Source organism: Deltaproteobacteria bacterium, from assembly GCA_028818775.1.
Lineage (GTDB): Bacteria > Desulfobacterota > Binatia > UBA9968 > JAJDTQ01 > JAJDTQ01.
Window position 1 is genome coordinate 1 of sequence record JAPPNE010000046.1, and the last position, 20,264, is coordinate 20,264.

The following is a 20,264-nucleotide window of genomic DNA, read 5'->3' on the forward strand; positions in this document are numbered from 1 at the left end:
GCGGGTCCTTTTCGCCGTCGGCTGCGTTGCTCTTCCTCGCGTGGTACCCGCCACTGCTCGTCATCGCGCCTTGCCGACGACAAAAATGCCCTCGCGGATACATCAAGCTATTTGTGACGCAGGACACTAGCCTGCTTTCCGTGGAGAACCTGTTGATGAACCGCTTGGCCAACGAGACTAGCCCGTATCTGCTGCAGCACGCCGGCAATCCGGTGGACTGGTACCCCTGGGGCGAGGAGGCCTTCGCCAAGGCGCGGGCGGAAGACAAGCCGATCCTCCTGAGCATCGGCTACTCGGCCTGCCACTGGTGCCACGTGATGGAGCACGAGTCCTTCGAGAACGAGTCCATCGCCGCGCTGATGAACGAGAACTTCGTCAGCATCAAGGTGGACCGGGAGGAGCGCCCCGACCTGGACGAGATCTATATGAATGCCGTGCAGATGCTCACCCGGCGGGGCGGCTGGCCCATGACGGTGTTCCTTACCCCCGAGGGGAAACCCTTCTTCGGCGGCACCTACTACCCGCCCGAGGACCGGCAGGGCATGCCGGGCTTTCCGCGGGTGCTCCTGGCGGTGGTGGAAGCCTACCGGAACAAGCGCCAGGACGTGGCCCGGAACGTCGACCAGATCGTGACCGCGCTGGACCGCATGAGCGTGCTCAGCGAGACGGGCCAGGAGATGAGCGTGGAGGTGGTGACGCGCGGGGCCGAGGGTCTCACGTCCGCCTACGACGCCGCCCACGGCGGCTTCGGCCGTGCGCCCAAGTTCCCCAACGCCGGCGTGTTCAACCTGTTCCTGCGGGCCTACCGCCTGTCGGGCAACCGCCGCTACCTGGAGATGATCACCGAGACCCTCCGGAAGATGGCCGAGGGGGGCATGTACGACCAGCTCGGCGGCGGCTTCCACCGTTACTCGGTGGACGACAAGTGGCTCGTGCCCCACTTCGAGAAGATGCTCTACGACAACGGCCAGCTCGCGCAGGTCTACGCCGAGGCCTACCGCATCACCAAGGACGGTTTTTTCAAGCGCGTCGTAGAGGAGACCCTGGAATACGTGCTGCGCGAGATGTGCCAGCCCGAAGGCGGCTTCTACTCCGCCCAGGATGCGGACAGCGAGGGCGAGGAAGGCAAGTTCTTCGTGTGGTCGCGCGACGAAGTCCTGGACCTCCTCGGCAAGGAGCGCGGCGACATCTTCTGCCGGGTCTACGACGTCACCGACCTCGGGAACTTCGAGGGCAAGAACATCCTCCACCCCATCCTGACCGTCGAGCAGGCGGCCAAGTACTTCCGCAAGGAAGAGCGGGAGATCGAGGCCGTCCTGGCGGAGTGCCGGGCACGCCTGTTCGAGGAGCGGGAGAAGCGGGTCAAGCCGTTCCGGGACGAGAAGGTCATCATTTCCTGGAACGGCCTGATGCTGTCGGGCGTGGCCGCGGCCTACGCCGTCACCGGCGACGCGCGCATCCGGGAGGCGGGCGCCCGCACGGTGGATTTCATCTTCACGCGCATGTTCGAGAACGGCCTGCTGCTGCACACCTACAAGGACGGGCAGGCCAAGCTGCTGGGCTATCTCGACGATTACGCGTTCCTCATCGCCGGCCTGCTGGATCTCTTCGAGGCGACCTTCGAGCCCGAGCTGCTGGAACGCTCCAAGGCTCTCGCCCGGACCATGGTGGAGGAGTTCTGGGACGAGGAGAACGGCGGGTTCTTCTATACCGGCAAGTCCCACGAGCAGCTCATCAGCCGCACCAAGCCCGGGTTCGACAGCTCCATTCCCTCGGGCAACTCGGTGGCGGCCATGGACCTTCTGCGCATCCACCACTACACCGGAGACCCCGACCTGCTCGACCGCGCCGAGAAGACTCTGCGCCTGCACTACGACGCCATGGCCAAGGAACCCTTCGGCCTGTCCAACATGCTCGGCGCGCTGGACTACCATCTCTCGCGGCCCGCGGAGATCGTGCTGGTGGCGGCCAGGGACGACGCGGCGGCGGGCGCACTGGCCAAGGAGATCCAGCACAGCTACCTGCCCAACAAGACGCTTCAGTGGGTCAGCCCCGAAGCCCGGCTGGAAGAGATTTCGCCGCTGCTGGAGGGGAAAACACAAGTCGGCGGCAAGCCCACGGTGTACGTGTGCCGGGACTTCACCTGCGCCCCGCCCGTGACGGACTGGGAGGGGTTGAAGCCGTTGCTGGAGGAGTAAACCAGGAGAGCGGACGAAAAAAACCCAGGGGGGTCGGATCTTGGACAATGACTTGGTTGTGTTAACCCACTGAATTCATACGAAAGGTAGAAGATGTCGGAGAAGATCAAGCTGGGAGTCATCGGCGCCAACCCCACGCGTGGCTGGGGTCCGCGCGCCCATCTACCCGCCATCGTGGCGAGCCGGGACGTCGAGTTGACCGCGGTGTGCACCAGCCGCAAGGAGAGCGCGGAGGAATCGGCCGCCAAGTTCAACGCGAAGATGGCGTTCCACGACTATCGCGAGATGCTGGCCTGTCCGGAGGTGGAGGCGGTGGCGGTGCTCCTGCGGGTGCCCGCCCACTACCAGGTGACGATGGATGCCCTTGCCGCGGGCAAGCACGTGTTCACGGAGTGGCCGCTGGGAAAGACCCGCGCGGAGGCGGTGGAGATGCGCGACCTGGCGGAGGCCAAGGGCGTCAGGCACATGGTGGGCCTGCAGGCCAGGGCCAACCCCGCCATCGTCCATGCCCGGGAGCTGGTGGCGGACGGCTACGTGGGCGAGGTCATGGCCTGCCACGTGAGCGTGGCCCGCGGCGGCGTGCTGCGGCGCCCGTCGGACCGGACGTGGCAGAAGGACAACGCGCTGGGCGCCACCACCCTGACCATCGCGTGCGGCCACACCATCGACGCGCTGCGCTACGTGGCGGGAGATTTCAGCCAGGTGTCGGGCCTGGTCAGCACCCAGGCGCGCCAGTGGTACGAGACCGACACCCAACGGTACGTGGACGTCACCGGCCCCGACAACGTGCTCGTGAGCGGCCGGCTGGCCAACGGCGCCGTCGCTTCGGTGTACGTGTCCGCTGTCCCTGTCGGCGTCGCCGGCTACCGCATGGAGATCTACGGCCGGGAAGGCACGCTGGTGGCGTCGTCTGACAACACGCCGCAACTCAAGGTCGTGCGCCTTCAGGGCATCCGCGCCGGAGACTCCGGCCTCCAGGACCTCGACGTGCCGGCCGACCGTGTGCACGCCCCGTCGGACACGCCCGAGGGCGAGCCCAAGAACGTCGGCGAAATGTACGTCCGCTTCGCCGGCGCCATCCGCAACGGCGGCGAGTGCGATCCCGATTTCAACGACGCCGTGGACACGCACCGGCTGATCGACTCCATTACGGAAGCGTCGGAGGAAGGGCGGACCGTGGGGTTGTAAATGGCCCGGACGAGCGCCTCCATCGGCTGGTTGGTCGCGGGATGCTGTTTCACGGTCGTCGGCGGCTCTCTCCTTCTCCTGACCTCGGTAGAAGAAGCGGGGATCGCGCTTATCCTGCTCGGCGCTGGTGCGTTCGGTTTCGCGGCGGGCCGCGTGCGATCGGCCAGCGTCGACCGAAGGCTCGTTACGGAGATCGAGCAGCACATCGACGAACTGCGTGAACGCGACCTGAGAGAGGTTGAGAAGCGCTGGCTTGCTGAAGGCGTGTCGCCGGTGGAGCAGGCTTGGAGCGTTCTCAACCGGTCGCACGCTTCCGAAGCGGACGGGGCACGGTCGGAACTCGACGTTCGGCTCGGGAGAATGATCGAGGCCCGCTGCGACCGCGTCTGGGACGGTATCCGCGACCGGCGCTACGTGAAGCAAGAGAATGGGGAAATCGGCGGCGTCGACGGCCGCGCCGTTTTCGAGGAAATCCGGGAGGTTGTGGTAGAAGTCGCCCAACTGTACGGAAAGGATGCCGAGAAGGCGGAGCGCGATGCGCGCATCGGTGACATCGCGCTTGCGGCGCGGTCTGCGATCGGCGACCTCCTGCAAGTCGCGCGGCAGGTGCCGGTCATCGACGTCACCGGTTGGACCGTGAGAGAAGTGATGGAGTGGCTCGAACGGGTGCAGAAGGTTCGCCGCCTCTACCGGATGTACACACCTTGGCAGCATTATGTGCGCGGCGCGGCGCTGGCTGCCCGCATTGCCCTCGGTGTGAATCCGGTGACGCTGGTAGCGTCGACTCTCGCTTGGGAGGCATCTACGCGGGTCGGCAAACACGTGACCCGGAAGTACGCCGAGGTCTGGCTGAAGGAACTGCTGGAAGGCTCGGTCGCGCTGGTCTATCTGCAGGTGGCGCGCACCTACGATCCGGCTCGTGTTGTCCGGAGCGTTGACTGGCTGGCACTCGTCGAGGCGCTTCGCATTCACAGCCTGGTTCCGGGCGTCGACCACAACCGCAAGCTCCTGCTGGACCATATTCTGCACGCGCAGATTCCGGACGAGTTCGCGAAGTTGACGTTGCTGCGCGCACTTGCCGCGGACGGTGAACCGGATTCCGCGTTGACGGCGCCCGTCGACTTGGCGTCCCTACGCCCGGCGCAACGCCAGGCAATCGCCGAGTGTCTCCGCGCGATCCTGCGGGACATGCGGGGATTGAATGAGCCGAAGGCCAGCCAGGCGATCGAGGAAGCGGAGAAACGGCTGTCGATGGGTTTGCAGGTCGATCTGATCGCTGCCGGCAGCCGTGAGGAGGTACGCATCGAAGAGGGGTTCATCCAGCTCGGGATGCTTGCCCGCGACTGGTGTCGACTCGACTTCCGGGAAGCGCGGCAGGTGATCGAAGGCAGCGCGTTCGCCGCGGCGGCGCGCAAGCGTATCGGTGACGCCGATGCGAACCGCACGCTGTTGGAGAAGGCGATGCCGGTCGCCTTCGACGATGGCGGTGTCGACTCCGACGCCGTTGGGGAATGCGAACGACAGTTGATCGAGCCGCCGCGCGATTTGGTCGGAGACCCGCTGGCCGAACCATTGATGGCGTCCTTCGTCGATCTGCTGGCGACGAAGGCTCCGGCGGATTGGCCGGTCGAACACGACCATATGGTGCTCTTCAATGCTTCGGTGTTGCTTCCGGAACGCAGGCAGGTCACTGAGGTCTGGTCGCGATATCTGCAGGCGGTGGAGTCGCGGCTGCGCGATCGCCTGAGGCACGGGACGCTGTCTACCGTCCCGCCAGGGTCGGCGCCGGCTGTCCTGCGGCAGATCGGCGATCAGGAACTCCCTGCGCCCGCGGGCCGCGTCGTCACTGCCGACGTTCGGAACCGGGCCGTCGCGGTGTTCGAGGCCTCGTCCGGCAACGGGCGGGCGCGCTGGGTGCTTCTGTTCGATGACCGTGTCGTTGTCGGGGCGGTTCCGAAGGAGGATCTGTCGCTCGACGACGGCGAGAGCTCGACCTACGTGATAGACGAGGTCCGGTTCGGCCGTCTGTCACGCACGCTGGCCGATGCGCTCGTCATCCATTGCGGTGAGAACCAGCCTCTGATCGTCGATGGTCCCGTGGCGGGCACCTTCGCGGGGTACTTCGGTCCCCTGCTCGAATCGCTGAGCCTCGATCCCGCTGCACTCGAGATCGAGAGCGTCCAGAACCCGTGAGATTGTCAAGAATCGGGCGCGCGCCCAGCCATCAAGCGCGTCGCACGGAACTCGGCAGGGAAGGACATTGCCGCGCAAGCGCGTTCCGTCGGTGGCAATGCGTGATTCAGAAGCCGGCTGAGAGTGGTCCGAAGGGCCTGCGGCGTTGGAGGGCGTCCGCAAAGAGTGCGACGGTGCTTGTTCAGCAACGCCGTGCCGCCGCGGCGCGGGCGAGGTCTTCGAGCATGGGGACGGTGGTTTCCCAGTCGATGCAGGCGTCGGTGACGCTCTGGCCGTAGGTGAGTGGGGTGTCGGGTTTGATGTCCTGGCGGCCGGCGACGAGGTGGCTTTCCATCATGACGCCACAGATGTTGTCGGAGCCCGAAGCGACTTGGGCGCACACGTCGTCGCATACCTCGGGCTGGCGCCGGTAGTCCTTCTGGCTGTTGCCGTGGCTGCAGTCGACGAGGATGCGATGCGGCAGATCGGCGGCGCGCAGGGCTTCCGCTGTTTCATCGACCACGCCTCGGTCGTAGTTCGGTCCGGCATTGGAGCCGCGCAGGATGACGTGGCAACTCGCGTTCCCGGACGTGGAGATGATTGCGGCGGTTCCCTGATCGGTGACGCCGAGGAAATGGTGCGGGTGCCGCGCGGCGCGCACGCCGTCGATGGCGATCTGGATGGAGCCGCCGGTGCCGTTCTTGAAACCGACCGGCATGGACAGGCCCGAGGCCAGTTCGCGGTGGACCTGACTTTCCGCGGTCCGTGCGCCGATGGCGCCCCACGAGACGAGGTCGGCGGTGAACTGCGGGGTGATGGTGTCGAGGAACTCGGAACCCGCCGGCACACCCATGTTCGCGAGCTCCAGCAAGAGCCCCCGGGCAATCCGTAATCCCTGGTTTATGTTGAATTTTCCGTCGAGGTTGGGGTCGTTGATCAGCCCCTTCCAGCCGACCGTGGTGCGCGGCTTCTCGAAGTAGACGCGCATCATGATGTAGAGGTCGCCGGCGAGACGGTCTGCTTCCTGTTTGAGACGGCCGGCATACTCCAGGGCCGCATCCGTGTCGTGAATGGAGCAGGGACCGGCGATCACCAGGAGTCGTCGATCCCGTCCGTTGAGGATTTCGTCAATGTCGTGCCGGGCATTGGTCACCGTGGCCGTGGCCTGGCCGGTAATCGGCAGCTCCTCGTTTACCAGGATCATTGGCGGCACCAGTGGGCGCAGGTTTTCGACTCTGAGGTCTTCGGTTGTCCGTTCCATGGCGTTAAGTCGGGTATCTAACACAGTTTTTCAGGATAGGCGAATACGGGGAGTTGGTGCTGTGCCGGGATGATGAGGCGGACGCGGGATTCCGCCGGATAGGATATAATGGTGCCCGCAAGCGCAGACCGGAGTCCTTCCTGATGTACCGAGCGGATACCATCGCGGCCGTGGCGACGCCCCCTGGCGAAGGGGGAGTCGCCATGGTGCGTTTGAGCGGACCGGATGCGGAGCGTATCGGGCGGGATATCCTTGCGCGGAAGGACAACGAGTGGGAATCGCACCGCCTGTATCACGGGAGGGTGCGGGACCCGGGCAGCGGCTCGGTGGTGGACGAGGTGATGTTTGCCTTCCTTCGGGAGCCCGGGAGCTATACCGGTGAGGACACCGTCGAGATCCATTGCCACGGGGGCCCCTACGTGGTGCGGCAGGTGCTCGGGCTGGCGCTCGCGCGCGGCGCACGGCACGCGGATCCCGGGGAGTTCACCAAGAGGGCTTATTTGAACGGACGGTTGGATTTGGCGCAAGCGGAGGCGGTGCTGGATCTGATCCGGTCACGCACCGACAAGGCCGCCGGGATCGCCCTGGGCCAGATGGAGGGCGGCCTTTCCCAGGAGGTTCAGGCTCTCCGCGAACAATTGGTGGATACGCTCGTACAGGTGGAGGCGGCCATCGATTTCCCGGAGGAAGAGATCGAGTTGCTGCAGCGTGAGGCGTTGAGCCGAAAGGTCGCGGGGGTGGTCGAAAGGGTTTCCACCCTCGCCGACAGCTACGAATGGGGCCGCTTGATCCGCGAGGGCGTGCGGGTGTGCATCGTGGGGCGGCCAAACGTCGGCAAGTCGAGCCTGCTGAACGCACTGTTGGGGGTCGACCGGGCCATCGTTACGTCCACGCCGGGGACCACTCGCGACTTCATCGAAGAGACCGTGAACCTCAACGGCTTGCCCGTGGTGCTGTGGGACACGGCCGGTATCCGGGGCGAGACCGAGGGCGTGGAGCAGATCGGCATCGACGTGACGCTGAAGAGGCTCGCCGAGAGCCAGGGATGTATGCTGGTCCTCGATGGGTCGGGTCCGCTAGCTCCCGAAGACATGGACGTGATGGAGCGGGTGCGCGGGATGGCGGGCCTCGTGGTCGTCAACAAGGCCGACCTGGAACAGCACATCGACTGTTTGGCGGTGTCCGGCCGTGTGCCCGACCTGCGGCAGGTGGCCGTGTCCGCTTTGACGGGACAGGGGCTGGATGCCTTGAAGGGCTTCTTGCGGGACTGTTTTCTGGACTCGGCGGAGGAGCCGGAGATCGTCGTGACCAATGTGCGTCACAAGGCAGCCCTGGACCGGGCCAAGGCGAGTCTTGTGGAGGTGCGTCGGGCCATCGACCAGGGCCTTCCGCCCGACATCGTGGCGGTAGACCTGCAGGAGGCTCGGGACAGTCTCGAGGAGATCATCGGCACCGTCACCAATGAAGACATCCTCGACCGCATCTTTTCACAATTCTGCATCGGCAAGTGACTGGTCCCACGCCTTGTTCGTGGAAGTCGGCCGAGCATTCTGCCACAATTGAGGTTCAAGCCATTCAGCAAAGGATGTTTCACGTGAAACAATCGTTTGGAGGAGCCGGCAGGATCTACGATGTCGTCGTCGTAGGTGCCGGGCACGCAGGCATCGAAGCGGCTTTGGCGGCCGCGCGCATGGGTTTCGACACGTTGATGTTGACCCTAAACCTGGACCATATCGGCCAAATGTCCTGCAATCCGGCCATCGGAGGCATCGGGAAGGGCCATTTGGTCAAGGAAATCGACGCGTTGGGCGGCGAGATGGCCCGGGCCATCGACGAGACCGGCATCCAGTTTCGCGTTCTGAACACCAAGAAGGGACCCGCGGTGAGAGCATCCCGCGCCCAAGCGGACAAGGCCCTCTACCGGCAGCGAATGAAGCGGGTAGTGGAGCGGTGCGAGAATCTCACCCTCAAACAAGCCAGCGTGGAAAGCCTGTTGTGCCGTGATGGCGTAGTGGTAGGGGTGGAAACCCAGATGGGTGAGGTGTTCGAGGGCAAGAAGACGATATTGACTACCGGTACCTTCCTGCAGGGCCTCATCCATGTCGGCGACCGCAACTACTCCGGGGGTCGAGCGGGGGATTTCGCCGCGCAGGGCCTCAGCAAGTCGTTAAGCGACCTGGGTTTGCGGCTGGGGCGCCTCAAGACGGGCACTTGTCCCCGTTTGCATGCCGATTCCATCAACTATTCCAAGTTGGATGTGCAGTACGGAGATGAGAACCCGGTCCCGTTCTCATTCGGCACCGAACAGATCGCGCAGAAACAGATCCCCTGCCATATCACCTACACCAACCGCGCGACCCACGACATCATCCGAGCGGCCATTCACCGCTCGCCCATGTATTCGGGAGTGATTCAGAGCCGCGGTCCACGGTACTGTCCTTCCATTGAGGACAAGGTCGTCCGTTTCGCGGACAAGCAGCGGCACCAGATCTTCCTGGAGCCTGAGGGGTACGACACGGTCGAGGTCTATCCCAACGGTATCTCCACGAGCCTTCCCCTCGACGTCCAGTTGGAGATGGTGCGCAGCATCCAAGGCCTTGAAAATGCTGAGATTATGCGGCCGGGCTACGCCATCGAGTACGACTACGTGGAACCCACGCAGCTCAAGCCCAGCCTGGAAACCAAGGCCCTTGAGGGTCTGTATCTGGCCGGCCAGATCAACGGGACCACCGGATACGAGGAGGCCGCCAGCCAAGGCCTTATGGCGGCCATCAATGCGTGTCTCAGCCTCAGGGGCGAGGATCCGCTGGTTCTTTCCCGTGACCAGGCATACATCGGTGTCCTGATCGACGACCTTGTCACCAAGGGAACCGACGGCGAGCCCTACCGGATGTTTACTTCGAGGGCCGAGTACCGGCTGCTGCTCCGGGAGGACAATGCCGACCTTCGACTCACCGAGCTGGGTTTTCGTATCGGTTTGGCCACTCCGGCGGCCCATGATCGTACGGCCCGAAAGCAGGAACAGATCGCCGAGTGGACCGGGAAACTGGAAGCCATCCGCGTCAATCCATCGCCATCCGTCCAGGCACGACTGAAGACCCTGGGAACGGCGCCCGTTCGCAACATCACGCCGCTGGCGCAACTGCTCCGCCGTCCGGAGATCTCGTTCGTGGATCTTCAGGCCTTCTGCGCCGACTTGACGGAGGTGCCTTCCGATGTGGCCCTCCAGGTGGAAGTATCAATAAAGTACAGTGGTTACGTGGACCGTCAGACGCAGGGATTGAAGCGGTTTCAGAAGATGGAGAACGTGGCCCTTCCCGAGGACCTCGACTACGCAACCATCGACGGGTTGTCGCGGGAGATCAAGGAAAAGCTCACACACGTGCGACCGCGCTCCCTGGGCCAGGCCTACAGGATCTCGGGGGTGACCCCGGCCGCCATCTCGGTGCTCTCCCTGTATCTCTACAAGTTGAAGGCAGGCTGAAGGGACCCTAGTGTCCTGCAACTAGGTGTTGTGAACGGTGTCGCGCAAAGACCTCGCCAGCGCCGAGCAACTCATGATCGACGGTGCGAGATCCTTCGATCTTGAGTTGTCGCCTCGCCAGCTTGCGGCCTTTGCCGGCTATCAACATCTCCTTTCCGTCTGGGGCGCCAGGCTCAACCTCACCGCGATCCGTGAAGACGCGCTCGTGGTGCGACTGCATTTCCTCGACTCCCTCTCGGTCGTGCCCCTCTTGAGCCGCGCGGATGCCCTCATGGACATCGGCAGCGGGGCGGGTTTCCCTGGAATCCCCATCAAGCTCGTGTCTCCGGAAAAACCGGTCTATCTGGTCGAACCGCGCCGCAAGCGTGCGAATTTCCTGCGGCATGTCATAAGGGAACTCGACTTGACGGATGCCCATGTGATCGAGAGCCGCGCCGAGGACATGCCGACCGCGGACATTCCCCCAATGATGGAGACCGTCACCCGCGGGTTTTCCGATATCCCGGAGTTCGTGAAGGCAAGCGGCAAGCTTCTCGGTCCGAACGGTACAGGCGTTCTCATGCAAGGCCCCAAGGGCCCGGCAAGATTGGATGAGCTTCGAGGTTGGCTTTCCCTTTATGGGTTCACGGAAGGCCCGACCGTTCGATTCTCCCTTCCTTTCGGAAGCGAGCAAAGGACGGTGCTCACCTTCAAGAAGGTGTAGGCTCGGACGGCGGTCCCATCCCTGCGCCGTTCCGGGTTCCGTTCGTTGTTTCACGTGAAACATGCACGACGCTTCCTTTCGAAGCCTCGGCGTGTTAAGAACTTGGGGTGCCTAGTTGGCACCTAACCTATTGATTATTAAAGAGTTTGAGCAGGATCATCGCCATAGCCAATCAGAAGGGCGGGGTCGGGAAAACCACCACGGCCGTGAATCTGGGCGCGTCCCTGGCGGTCGCCACCAAACGTACGCTTTTGGTGGACATGGATCCCCAAGGCAACAGCACGACCGGTTTCGGCATCGACCGCGACGCCCTCAACAAGAGCATCTACGATGTGATGATCGAGGACTGTTTCGCCACCGAGGCGCTATGCGCGACGGAATTGCCCCTCCTGTTCCTCCTGCCGGCCAACCGTGACCTCGTCAGCGCCGAGTTGCGCCTGATGGACATGGAGAACCGCGTTGAAAGGCTCCGGGACGCCCTGGACACGGTCAAGAACCGGTTCGACTACATCCTCTTGGATTGCCCCCCTTCCCTGGGACTGCTCACTCTCAACGCGCTGGTCGCCGCCGACTCCCTGCTGGTACCGCTTCAGTGCGAGTACTATGCGCTTGAAGGTCTCAGCGCGATTCTTGATACGATGAAGCGTGTGCAGGACGCGTACAATCAGGATTTGAAGCTCGAAGGGGTCGTTCTTTGTATGTACGACGCCCGCAGCAACCTGTCCGCGCAGGTGGCGGAGGATGTTCGCGATCATTTTCCGGAACAAGTGTTCCGCAGCGTCATCCCCCGAAACGTCCGCCTGAGCGAAAGCCCCAGCCACGGCAGGCCGGCGCTGCTGTACGACCCCAGGTCCAAGGGGGCACAGGGTTACCTGGGCCTTGCGGCCGAAGTAATGGACCGTCAGAAGGAGTCCACCCATGCAGAAGCCTAGACTGGGACGGGGCCTTGACGCCCTGTTGCCGAAGAGCACGCCGGCGGTCCGGGAACCCGCGCCAGAGCCCGCGCCCACGGCGGTGCATCCCTCCTTGATCATCCCCAATCCGAATCAACCTCGGCGGGTCTTTGACGAGGCCAAGATCGACGAGCTGGCCGGATCCATCGAGGCCAGCGGCATGCTGCAACCCTTGGTCGTGCGCACGAGCCCCAACGGCTACGAGCTGATCGCCGGCGAACGCCGCCTGCGCGCCGCCCAGCGGCTGGGCCTCTCCGAAGTGCCTGTAATCGTTCACGAAACACTGGACCCGAACACACTCTTGCTGGCCCTGGTCGAGAACCTTCAACGCGAGGACCTGAATCCCATCGAGGAAGCCGCCGCTTTCGCCGAGTTGCAGGAACAGTTCAACATGACTCAGGAACAGGTCGCCGGAAAGGTCGGCAGGAGCCGTTCCGCGGTGGCCAATTCGTTGCGCCTCCTGGCGCTGCCCGACGAAATCAAGCAACACGTGGCCCGCGGCGCGTTGCCCGCCGGCCAGGCCCGGGCGCTCCTCGCCCTGGAAGACCGCGCCCTGCTCGCGGCCGCCGTGCGCGAAGTCATGGCCAAGGACCTGTCCACGCGCGACACCGAGGCCCTGGTGAAGCGGCTCAAGCGTGAAAAACGTCCTAAAATTGAGAATCGACTGGATCCCGACCTCACAAACCTGGTCGAAACCCTGCAGCGCCGCCTCGGCACCCGTGTCCGTCTCATGCACCGCGCCCGCGACGGCAAGGGCAAGCTGGAGATCGAGTACTACTCGCAGGACGACCTGGGGCGGATCACCGACATGATGATGGGAAACGGGTAGTCGGAAACCGATGAACCGTCACTCGCACGCGCTTTGACAAGGTCGGACTTGGATGTTATAGAGCGACCCGTGGCAGTCAGTTGAACGAGGGGTGCCTTCCTCCGACTGCATGCGCAGACCCGTCAAGCACGGTCCGTTTGGGCCGTGTTTCGTGTATTTTCAGCAATACAACGCGCAGCAATGATCAGCGTAGACTTATCCTTGGTGGTCCAAATCGTCCTGTTCCTGATCCTGTGGAGCATTCTTCGCCGGGTGCTCTTCGGGCCGGTGGGGCGTCTGATGGCGGAACGGGAGCGCCGGACTGAGGGGGCGCACGCCGAGGCGCGTACACTGACCGACGAAGGCAAGGCGCTGCAGGAGCAGTACGACGCCGCCATCGCCAAGGCGCGGGCGGAAGGCGAAGCGATCAAGGGAGAGATCCGGGAAGAAGCCCAGCGCGCACGCAACGTGATCCTCTCCCAGGGGCGTGACGCGGCGACACAAAAGATCCAGGAGATCCGCGAAGAGGTCCGCAGGGAGATGGAGGCGGCGCGCGCGGTCGCCGCCGGCAACGCCGAGACGCTGGCGCAGGAGATGGCGGAGAAGGTGCTGGGCCGGAAGCTGACATGAGGGTCGTAACCGAAATGTTCGTGTCCGTGGCGTGGGCCGCGACCGGCGGCGAAGCCCACGCGCCGTCGATCACCGAGTTGTTCTTCCCGCTGATCAACTTCCTGATCTTCGCGTACCTGGTCAAACGCTTCGGTCTTCCAATCATCAGGGACCATCTCAAGCAGCGGCGCGAGGGCATGATCGCCGCGGTGGACACGGCCCAGAAGGCCAAGGCCGAGGCCGACGGATACGTTCGGAAGTATCAGGAATTGTTGAAGGTTCTGGACGACGAGTGCGAGCGGATGCGGGAGGGGTTGCGGGCGGAGGGCGAGCGCGAGCGGGCACGGATCGTGGCCGAGGCGGAGGAGTCCTCCGCCAAGCTGATGGCAGACGCGGACTTTCTGGCGGAGCAGGAGGTCAAGATGGCGCGCCAGGAGATCCGCGCCGAGATGGCCTCCCAGGCCGAGGCCGCGGCGATACGGCTGCTCCGGCAGCACATGGCCGCCGCCGACCAGGATCGCATGGTGCAGGGCTTCTCGCAGCAAATACAGGAGCTTTGACGCCGAACCCGGGGAAACCGGTCGTGCCGCGGATGACGCGACGAAATGACGTTGCGCCGCGGGCAATCGAGAGGACGCCAGGGTCTATAACCGATGACCGAAGGAAAGATCAGCCGCCGCTATGCCAGGGCGATCTTCGAGCTCGCCGCCGGCCGCGAGGAAGCCGTCGCGGCGGAAATCGACGGGTTTCTCGAAGCGTACGAGCAACCCGACCTCAGGCACGTGTTGGGCAACCCCGCCTTCAACGTGGAGCGCCGCAAGGATATCGTGGCCGAGCTGGCGGGACGGATGGGACTGTCCGAGTTGACCACCCACTTCGTCTCGCTGTTGTTGACGCGGGAGCGTCTGGATGGGCTTCCGTCCATCGCGCGCCACTACCACGGCCTGCTGGACGACGCGCGCGGACGCGTCAACGCCAAGGTCCTCGTCTCCCAGCCCCTGGCCGACGAGCAGCGCGAGAGCCTCGCGTCCGTGGTGAGCCGCATGACCGGCAAGACCGCCGTCCTCACCGAGGAACTGGATCCGTCCATACTCGGCGGCATCATCGTCGAGGTAGGCGGCAAGGTCTATGACGGCAGCGTGCGCGCGCAACTTCACAGCCTCAGGCAGAGCATCGAGAGGACTTACTAGGCACGCAACAGTCCAAGGGAGCCAGCCATGGAGATCGGCACCGCCGAGATAACCAGTATCATCAAGAAGCAGATCGAAGACTACGACAAGGCCGTCAAGGTCGAGGAAGTCGGCACGGTGCTTTCCACCGGCGACGGCATCGCGCGCATCTACGGTCTGGACAACGCCGCGGCGGGCGAGTTGCTGGAGTTCCCCAACGACGTGTACGGCATGGCGTTGAACCTCGAGGAGGACAACGTCGGCGCCGCGCTCTTCGGCGAGTCGCACCTGATCAAGGAAGGCGACCGGGTCAGCCGCACGGGCCGCATCGTCGAGGTGCCCGTGGGCGCCGCCCTGCGCGGCCGGGTGGTGTCTCCCCTCGGCGAGCCTCTCGACGGCCGGGGACCCATCGAGACCGACCAACGGCGCCGGGTCGAGCTCAAGGCGCCGGGCATCGTCGCGCGCCAGCCGGTCATGCAGCCGCTGCAGACGGGCCTCAAGGCCATCGATTCGATGATCCCCATCGGCCGCGGCCAGCGGGAGCTGATCATCGGCGACCGCCAGACCGGCAAGACCGCGGTGTGCATCGACACCATCATCAACCAGAAGGGCGGCGACGTCACCTGCATCTACGTGGCCATCGGCCAGAAGCGTTCCACCGTCGCGCAGGTGGTGGACGAGCTGCGGCGCGCGGGCGCCATGGACTACACCATCGTGGTGGCGGCCACGGCATCGGAGTCCGCGCCGCTGCAGTACATCGCGCCCTACAGCGGCTGTACCATGGGCGAGTACTTCCGCGACAACGGCCAGCACGCGCTGGCCATCTACGACGACCTCTCCAAGCACGCGGTGGCCTACCGGCAGCTCTCCCTGCTCTTGCGCCGGCCGCCGGGCCGGGAGGCCTTCCCGGGTGACGTCTTCTACCTGCACTCCCGGCTGCTGGAGCGCGCGGCCAAGTTGAGCGACGAACAGGGTGGGGGCTCGCTTACGGCCCTGCCGATCATCGAGACCCAGGCGGGCGACGTGTCCGCTTACGTCCCCACCAACGTCATTTCCATCACCGACGGCCAGATCTATCTCGAGACCGACCTCTTCTACTCGGGCGTCCGCCCGGCCATCAACGTCGGCCTCTCGGTTTCCCGTGTCGGCGGCAACGCGCAGATCCGCGCCATGAAGCAGGTCGCCGGCGGCCTTCGCCTGGACTTGGCCCAGTACCGCGAGATGGCCGCGTTCGCGCAGTTCGGCTCGGACCTCGACGCCGCCACCCAGCGGCAGATCGCCCGCGGCAGCCGGCTCGTGGAGATCCTCAAGCAGGGCCAGTACGAGCCCATGCCGGTGGAGCGGCAGGTGCTCATCATCTATGCCGGCACCAACGGCTTTGTCGACCAAGTCGATCCCGACAACCTGCAACGGTACCAGAGCGAGTTGTTCGAGTTCGTGGAGTCGCAGCACCCGGACCTGCTGCCGTCCATCGTCGAGAAGGGCCAGATCGACGACGACGTCAAGGGAACGGTCGAGAAGGCGTTGCAGGAATTCAACCAACGGTTCGAAGCGTAAGTGCCCTCCCTCAAGGACATAAGAAAGCGCATCGCCTCGGTGCGCAACACGCAGCAGATCACCAAGGCGATGAAGATGGTGGCGGCGGCGAAGCTGCGCCGGGCGCACGACGCCGCGGTGGAGTCGCGGCCGTACGCCGAGAAGATGAGGGAACTGCTGGCGAACCTGTCCGCGCGGGTGTCCGAGGACAGTCATCCGCTGCTCGTGGCGCGCGAGGAGAAGCGCATCGACGTGCTCTTCGTCACCACCGATCGCGGCCTGTGCGGCGGTTACAACAGCAACCTGTTCCGCCTGTCCGAGAACTTTCTCGGGGATCATCCGGAGCAGGACGTGTCCTACCGGTTCGTCGGGCGCAAGGGCGCGGACTTCTACCGCCGCCGCGGCAGGAGCGCCATGGACGACTCTCCGGTCACGTGGAACGCGCCGCCGGAGGAGATCGCGGCGGCGGCCGCCAACCGCTTCATCGGCCGTTACCTGCGCGGCGAGTCGGACGGCGCCTACATCCTCTACAGCCGGTTTCGCTCGGCGCTCTCGCAGGTGCCGACGGCGGCCCGGCTGATTCCCGTGGCGCCCGCCAAGGTGGACGAGGACCAGCAACTGACCGAGTACCTGCTCGAGCCTAGCATCGGCGACCTGCTCTCCACCCTGCTGCCCAAGAGCGTGGAGGTGCAGATCTACCAGGCCTTGCTCGAAGCGGTCGCGGGCGAGCACGGCGCCCGCATGACCGCCATGGAGTCCGCCACCAGCAACGCTTCCGACCTGATCAGCCACCTGACGCTCCAGATGAACCGGGCGCGCCAGGCGGCCATCACCAAGGAGCTGCTGGAAGTGGTGTCCACGGCGGAGGCACTGGGCTGAAGGACGACAGGACACTAGGGGAACGGCGCAAGGTCCACCTTGGACCGAGCCGGCAACCAAGAACGGGAGGCAGCCATGGCTGTCGCGAAGGGACGGGCTCCGCGCAAGCGTAGCCGCAAGGCACAGGAAACGATGAAAACCGAGACCCCGGCGCAGGCGCAGGCCACGAGAATGGGCAAGATCACGCAGGTTCTGGGCGCGGTCGTCGACGTGGAGTTCTCCGACGGCCAACTGCCGCCGATCTTCAACGCCATCAAGCTCAGCAACCCGGCCATCGACGAACGCGAGGGGAACCTGGTCCTGGAAGTGGCCCAGCACCTGGGCGAGAACACGGTTCGCTGCATCGCCATGGACTCCACCGAGGGGCTCGTGCGCGGCATGGACGCCCTGGATACCGGGGCCGGCATCAGCGTGCCCGTGGGCGAAAAGACCCTGGGACGCATCCTCAACGTCGTCGGCGAGCCCGTGGACGAAGGCCCGCCGGTGGGGGCGGAACAGCATTTTCCCATCCATCGGGACGCGCCGCCCTTCGAGGACCAGGAGACCCAGGTCCAGGCGTTCGAGACCGGCATCAAGGTGGTGGACCTGCTGGCGCCCTACGCCCGCGGCGGCAAGGTCGGCCTGTTCGGCGGCGCCGGCGTCGGCAAGACCGTCATCCTCATGGAGCTCATCAACAACCTCGCCATGAAGCACGGCGGCTACTCCGTGTTCGGTGGCGTGGGCGAGCGGACGCGTGAGGGCAACGACCTCTGGCTGGAGATGACGGAGTCCGGCGTCATCGACAAGACCACGCTGGTGTACGGCCAGATGAACGAGCCGCCCGGCGCCCGCGCGCGCGTGGCGCTGACGGCCCTGACCATGGCCGAGTACTTCCGGGACGAGGAAGGCCGGGACGTCCTGCTCTTCATCGACAACATCTTCCGTTTCACCCAGGCCAACTCGGAGGTCTCCACGCTGCTCGGGCGCATGCCTTCCGCCGTGGGCTACCAGCCGACGCTGTCCACCGACCTGGGCGAGCTGCAGGAACGCATCACCTCCACGCGCAAGGGCTCGATCACGTCGGTGCAGGCCATCTACGTGCCCGCCGATGACCTCACCGACCCGGCGCCGGCCACCACCTTCTCCCACCTGGACGCCACCACCGTCCTGTCGCGGCAGATCGCCGAGCTGGGCATCTACCCGGCGGTGGATCCGCTGGACTCCACCTCGCGCATCCTCGACCCTCGGGTGGTGGGCGACGAGCACTACGAGGTGGCGCGGCAGGTGCAGGCCATCCTCCAGCGCTACAAGGACCTGCAGGACATCATCGCCATCCTGGGAATGGACGAGCTGTCCGAGGAGGACAGGCTCACGGTCGCCCGGGCACGCAAGGTGCAGCGCTTCCTCTCGCAGCCCTTCCACGTGGCCGAAGTGTTCACCGGCGCCCCGGGCGTGTACGTCGAGCTCAAGGACACCATCGAGGGGTTCAAGGCCATCGTCGCGGGCGAGCACGACGACCTGCCCGAGCAGGCCTTCTACATGGTGGGCACCATGGAAAGCGCCATGGAGAAGGGGCGCAGGCTCGCGGCCGAGTAGATCATGGCCGGTGAAATCTCACTTAGAGTCGTCACGCCCGTCCGCCTGGTGCTGGAAGAGCAGGTGGACGAGTTGACCGCGCCCGGTCCCTTGGGCCAGCTCGGCATCCTGCCCGACCACGCCGCGCTCATGACCACCCTGGACGTCGGCCAGCTCAGCTACAAGCAGGGCGGCTCCAACTCGGTGGTCACCCTGGCCGGCGGCTACGCCGAGGTGCTCGACAACGTCGTCACCGTGCTGGCCGACGCGGCCGAGTTCCCCGAGGAAATCGACACCGCCCGCGCCGAGAACGCCCGCGCCCGCGCCGAGCGCGCCCTCGAAGAGACCGACCCCACCGACGAAGAAGTGCTCGTTGCGGCCCGAGCCGCGCTGCAACGCGCCCTGGTGCGCCTCGAAACCGCCGCACGGCGCTGAACCCTCCAAACATCCGCCAAGAACCGGCTTCGTCATTCCAACGCGTTTCGTGTGCGCTGGCCGGGGCCGCGCATTTGGGTTAAGGTATTGGACATGTTGCGTTATTTCACTGCAGGCGAGTCCCACGGGCCGTGCCTCACCACCATCATCGAGGGGGTGCCGGCGGGATTCGACATCGACATCGAGAAGGTCAATCACGATCTCTGGCGGCGCCAGCAGGGTTACGGCCGCGGCGGCCGGATGCTCATCGAGAAGGATGAGGTGCAGGTACGGTCCGGGTTGCGGTGGGGGAAGACCATCGGCTCGCCGGTCACCTTCGGCATCGACAACCGCGACTGGAAGAACTGGACAAAGAAGATGTCTCCGTACGCGGAGGACGAGGGTCAGGCGATCCCGGTCAAGAAGCCGCGTCCGGGGCACGCGGACCTCACCGGCGTCCTCAAGTACGGCCACTCGGACATCCGCAACATCCTCGAGCGCGCCAGCGCCCGCGAGACCGTCTCACGGGTCGCGGTGGGGTCCTTCTGCAAGCAGCTCATCGAGCCGTTCTCGGTCCAGGTGAGGGGCTACCTGCGCTCCCTGGGCGGCATCGAGGCGGACGTGGACGGGAAGAGCTACGACGAGATCTACGAGCTGGCGGAGAATTCCCCGGTGCGCATGGCGGACCCGGAAGCCGAGAAGAAGGCCATCGCCCTCATCGACGAGTGCAAGAAGGAAGGGAACACCTTGGGCGGCGTCTTCGAGGTGGTGGCCACCGGCGTCCCGCCGGGCCTGGGAAGCCATGTCCACTATGACCGGAAGCTCGACGGCCGCCTGGCTCAGAGCCTCATGAGCATCCAGGCCATGAAGGGAGTGGAGATCGGCCGCGGCTTCGACATGGCCATGCGACGCGGGTCCGAGGTGCACGACGAGATATTCTTCGACCCCCAGCACATGATCTCCGACACCAGGCCGCGAATGCAGCCTACGGACTTCTACCGTGGCAGCAACAACTCGGGCGGGCTGGAAGGCGGCATGACCACGGGCGCGCCGTTGGTGGTGCGGGTGGCGATGAAGCCGATCTCGACCCTCATGAGCCCGCTCCAGTCGGTGAACCTCGACACCAAGCAGCCCGAGGACGCCTCGGTGGAGCGCTCCGACGTCTGCTCGGCGCCGGCCGCGGCCGTCATCGGCGAGGCCATCGTGTCCTTCGAGCTGGCGCGGGCGTTCCTGGAGAAGTTCGGCGGCGACTCGCTGGCGGAAATCACCCGCAACTACGACGGCTACCTGGATCAGATCAAGAGCCTCTGAGGCCGCGTCATTACGGATTACGCGA

At 65.0% G+C, this 20,264-nt stretch carries 17 protein-coding genes; 16 read left to right on the top strand and 1 reads right to left on the bottom strand.

What is annotated here, in order from left to right:
- Positions 1-155 precede the first annotated feature (155 nt).
- The 3 genes from OXU42_04350 (at position 156) to OXU42_04360 (ending at position 5,579) form a co-directional block, all read left to right on the top strand.
- Positions 156-2,198, top strand: a complete 2,043-nt coding sequence (locus OXU42_04350; GenBank protein MDE0028622.1) for a thioredoxin domain-containing protein — start codon at positions 156-158, stop codon at positions 2,196-2,198.
- A 93-nt stretch (positions 2,199-2,291) separates the two neighbouring features.
- On the top strand, positions 2,292-3,386 hold the full coding sequence (locus tag OXU42_04355; GenBank protein ID MDE0028623.1) for a Gfo/Idh/MocA family oxidoreductase: 1,095 nt from the start codon (positions 2,292-2,294) through the stop codon (positions 3,384-3,386).
- Positions 3,387-5,579 (top strand): hypothetical protein, encoded by a 2,193-nt coding sequence (locus tag OXU42_04360; protein ID MDE0028624.1) that lies wholly within the window; start codon positions 3,387-3,389, stop codon positions 5,577-5,579. It begins immediately after the preceding gene.
- 181 nt (positions 5,580-5,760) lie between these two features.
- On the opposite strand, the gene OXU42_04365 is transcribed toward OXU42_04360, so the two are convergent.
- Positions 5,761-6,819, bottom strand: coding sequence for a 3-deoxy-7-phosphoheptulonate synthase (locus OXU42_04365; protein MDE0028625.1), 1,059 nt, complete (start codon positions 6,817-6,819; stop codon positions 5,761-5,763).
- 143 nt (positions 6,820-6,962) lie between these two features.
- Here OXU42_04365 and mnmE point away from each other — a divergent pair, with 143 nt between their 5' ends.
- The 13 genes from mnmE (at position 6,963) to aroC (ending at position 20,239) form a co-directional block, all read left to right on the top strand.
- Positions 6,963-8,330: a tRNA uridine-5-carboxymethylaminomethyl(34) synthesis GTPase MnmE gene (gene mnmE / locus OXU42_04370; protein MDE0028626.1), complete on the top strand. Its 1,368-nt coding sequence runs from the start codon at positions 6,963-6,965 to the stop codon at positions 8,328-8,330.
- Positions 8,331-8,413: 83 nt separating this feature from the next.
- Positions 8,414-10,303: a tRNA uridine-5-carboxymethylaminomethyl(34) synthesis enzyme MnmG gene (mnmG, locus tag OXU42_04375; protein MDE0028627.1), complete on the top strand. Its 1,890-nt coding sequence runs from the start codon at positions 8,414-8,416 to the stop codon at positions 10,301-10,303.
- Positions 10,304-10,340: 37 nt separating this feature from the next.
- Positions 10,341-11,006, top strand: coding sequence for a 16S rRNA (guanine(527)-N(7))-methyltransferase RsmG (rsmG, locus tag OXU42_04380; protein ID MDE0028628.1), 666 nt, complete (start codon positions 10,341-10,343; stop codon positions 11,004-11,006).
- A gap of 146 nt (positions 11,007-11,152) precedes the next feature.
- Positions 11,153-11,938 (top strand): AAA family ATPase, encoded by a 786-nt coding sequence (locus OXU42_04385; protein ID MDE0028629.1) that lies wholly within the window; start codon positions 11,153-11,155, stop codon positions 11,936-11,938.
- Positions 11,925-12,788 carry a ParB/RepB/Spo0J family partition protein gene (locus OXU42_04390; GenBank protein MDE0028630.1) on the top strand — a complete coding sequence of 288 codons (864 nt, stop codon included), beginning with the start codon at positions 11,925-11,927 and terminating at the stop codon, positions 12,786-12,788. Before OXU42_04385 ends, OXU42_04390 begins: the two co-directional genes overlap by 14 nt.
- Positions 12,789-12,992: 204 nt before the next feature.
- The gene (locus tag OXU42_04395) at positions 12,993-13,397 is read left to right on the top strand and encodes an ATP synthase F0 subunit B (GenBank protein ID MDE0028631.1); all 405 of its coding nucleotides are present in this window, start codon (positions 12,993-12,995) and stop codon (positions 13,395-13,397) included.
- Entirely contained in the window at positions 13,394-13,936 is a 543-nt protein-coding gene (locus OXU42_04400) for an ATP synthase F0 subunit B (GenBank protein MDE0028632.1), read from the top strand. The genes OXU42_04395 and OXU42_04400 overlap by 4 nt, the downstream gene beginning before the upstream one ends.
- Before the next feature lie 93 nt (positions 13,937-14,029).
- On the top strand, positions 14,030-14,566 hold the full coding sequence (atpH, locus tag OXU42_04405) for an ATP synthase F1 subunit delta (GenBank protein ID MDE0028633.1): 537 nt from the start codon (positions 14,030-14,032) through the stop codon (positions 14,564-14,566).
- A 27-nt stretch (positions 14,567-14,593) separates the two neighbouring features.
- The gene (atpA, locus tag OXU42_04410) at positions 14,594-16,102 is read left to right on the top strand and encodes a F0F1 ATP synthase subunit alpha (protein MDE0028634.1); all 1,509 of its coding nucleotides are present in this window, start codon (positions 14,594-14,596) and stop codon (positions 16,100-16,102) included.
- Positions 16,103-16,960 (top strand): ATP synthase F1 subunit gamma, encoded by an 858-nt coding sequence (gene atpG / locus OXU42_04415; GenBank protein ID MDE0028635.1) that lies wholly within the window; start codon positions 16,103-16,105, stop codon positions 16,958-16,960. It begins immediately after the preceding gene.
- A 171-nt stretch (positions 16,961-17,131) separates the two neighbouring features.
- A complete protein-coding gene (gene atpD, locus OXU42_04420) occupies positions 17,132-18,535 on the top strand; it encodes a F0F1 ATP synthase subunit beta (GenBank protein ID MDE0028636.1) in 1,404 nt (467 codons plus the stop codon).
- 3 nt (positions 18,536-18,538) lie between these two features.
- Positions 18,539-18,949, top strand: a complete 411-nt coding sequence (locus tag OXU42_04425) for a F0F1 ATP synthase subunit epsilon (GenBank protein MDE0028637.1) — start codon at positions 18,539-18,541, stop codon at positions 18,947-18,949.
- Positions 18,950-19,042: 93 nt separating this feature from the next.
- Positions 19,043-20,239, top strand: a complete 1,197-nt coding sequence (aroC, locus tag OXU42_04430) for a chorismate synthase (protein ID MDE0028638.1) — start codon at positions 19,043-19,045, stop codon at positions 20,237-20,239.
- Positions 20,240-20,264 lie beyond the last annotated feature (25 nt).